The sequence below is a fragment of the Aquamicrobium sp. genome (assembly GCF_023954335.1).
GTDB lineage: Bacteria > Pseudomonadota > Alphaproteobacteria > Rhizobiales > Rhizobiaceae > Aerobium.
Genome location: NZ_JAMLIE010000010.1, coordinates 1 through 2,066, shown reverse-complemented (window position 1 = coordinate 2,066; position 2,066 = coordinate 1). Strand labels below are relative to the sequence as shown.

Annotated in this window: 2 protein-coding genes; both read left to right on the top strand. The window is 68.6% G+C overall.

Annotated features, from left to right (window positions below; all coding sequences use genetic code 11):
- Positions 1 to 369: Lrp/AsnC family transcriptional regulator (locus tag M9945_RS22675; protein ID WP_367946348.1), on the top strand; the 369-nt coding region annotated here is incomplete at its 5' end.
- A gap of 131 nt (positions 370 to 500) precedes the next feature.
- On the top strand, positions 501 to 1,997 hold the full coding sequence (locus tag M9945_RS22670) for an NAD-dependent succinate-semialdehyde dehydrogenase (RefSeq protein WP_272807724.1): 1,497 nt from the start codon (positions 501 to 503) through the stop codon (positions 1,995 to 1,997).
- Positions 1,998 to 2,066: the final 69 nt, after the last annotated feature.

The window sequence follows — 2,066 nt, the reverse complement described above, 5'->3', positions numbered from 1 at the left end:
CGGCTGCGCAAGCTGGAGAAAGCGGGCATCGTCACGGGCTATCATGCGCGCGTCGCGGTGCGGCGCCTGGCGCCGGTCGCCAGCGTCATGATGGAGGTGACGCTGGCCAACCACCGGCAGGCCGATTTCGACCGCTTCGAGCGCGCGGTGGCGGCAACACCGGAGATCGTCGCCTGCTGGTCCGTCGGCGGCGGCGTCGATTACATCCTGAAGATCATGGCCCCCGACATCGACGCCTACCAGCGCCTCGTCGACGACCTGCTCGACCGCGAACTCGGCATCGACCGCTACTTCACCTACATCGTCACCAAGACTGTGAAGGAGGAGACCGCGCTGCCGCTGACGACGCTGCTGCCGGCCCCGGACTGATATCGACGTAGAGAGATTGTCTATGGCCGGCGGTCGGTTTGGTCAAAGTCTCTGCGGCCGAGCCCGGCAATAGACAATCTGTCGCCGCGCCTCTGGCAGACTCACCGTCGACACAGCCAGAGGAGGCCGACATGACCGCCCTATTCGCCCGGACCGTTTTCCACGAAGCGCTCGCCCGCCTGGGCGATCCTCACCTGCTGCGCGAACTCTCCTATGTCGGCGGCCGCTGGGTGGCCGGCCGCGACGGCGACAGCTTCGCCGTGACGGACCCCGCCTCCGGCGCGACGCTCGCCTGGGTCGCCGCGCTCGATGCCGGCCAGACGTCGGAGGCGGTCTCGGCCGCGGCGCAGGCCTTCCCCGCCTGGCGGGACCTGCTGGCGCAGCAGCGCGCCGCGATCCTGCGCAAATGGCACGGGCTGATCCTCGAAGCGCGCGAGGACCTCGCGCTGCTGATGACGCTGGAACAGGGCAAGCCGCTCGCCGAATCCCGCGGCGAGATCGACTATGCCGCCTCCTTCATCGAGTGGTATGCCGAGGAGGGCAAGCGCCTCAATGCCGAGAGCGTGACGAGCCACCTGCCCGGCGCCGAGATGATCGTGCGCCGCGAGGCGCTCGGCGTCGTCGGCATCGTGACGCCGTGGAACTTCCCCTCCGCCATGATCACCCGCAAGGCCGCCGCCGCGCTTGCCGCCGGCTGCACCGTGGTCGCCCACCCTTCCAGCGAGACGCCGCTTTCCGCCCTCGCGCTTGCCGAACTCGGCGAACGGGCCGGCCTTCCGGTAGGCGTCTTCAATGTCGTGACGGGCGATGCCGCCACCATCGTCGGCTGCATGAACGCCGACGCCCGCGTGCGCGCCATGAGCTTCACCGGTTCGACGGAGATCGGCAAGCTGATCGCCGGCCAGTGCGCGCCGACCATGAAGCGCCTCGTCATGGAACTCGGCGGCCATGCGCCCCTGATCGTCTTTGCCGACGCCGATATCGAGAAGGCGGCCGACATCGCCGTCAACGCCAAGTTCGCCACATCGGGACAGGATTGCCTTGCCGCCAACCGCATCTATGTCGAGCGCCCCGTCCTTGCCGCCTTCACCAAGGCCTTCAAGGCCCGCATCGCGGCGCTGAAGGTCGGCGCCGGGCTGGAGGCGGATGTCGAGATCGGCCCGCTGATGCACGAGCGCGCCATCGCCAAGGTGGAGGAGCAGGTGGCCGACGCCGTGAAACACGGCGCGAAGGTCCTCACCGGCGGCAGGCGCCACAAGGCCGGCCCGCTGTTCTACGAACCGACGCTTCTGACCGAGGTTTCCGACGATGCGCTAATCATGCGCGAGGAAACCTTCGGCCCCGTCGCCGCCGTCACCGCCTTCGACAGCGAGGCGGAAGTGATCGCCCGCGCCAACGACACCGAATACGGCCTCGTCGCCTATGTGGTCACCGAGAACGGCGCGCGCCAGATGCGGCTTGCCCGCGCGCTGGAATACGGCATGGTGGCGGTCAACCGCGTGAAGATCACCGGCGGGCCGATCCCCTTCGGCGGCTGGAAACAATCCGGTGTCGGCCGCGAAGGTTCGCGCCACGGCATGGAGGCCTTCACGGAACTGAAATATCTCTGCATCGACACCGCTGCTTGAGCGCGGGCGCGTCTCCACCGGCTTGATTCCGGGCACCTGCTCCGGGCGCCCGCCCCCGAGGTGCCCAAC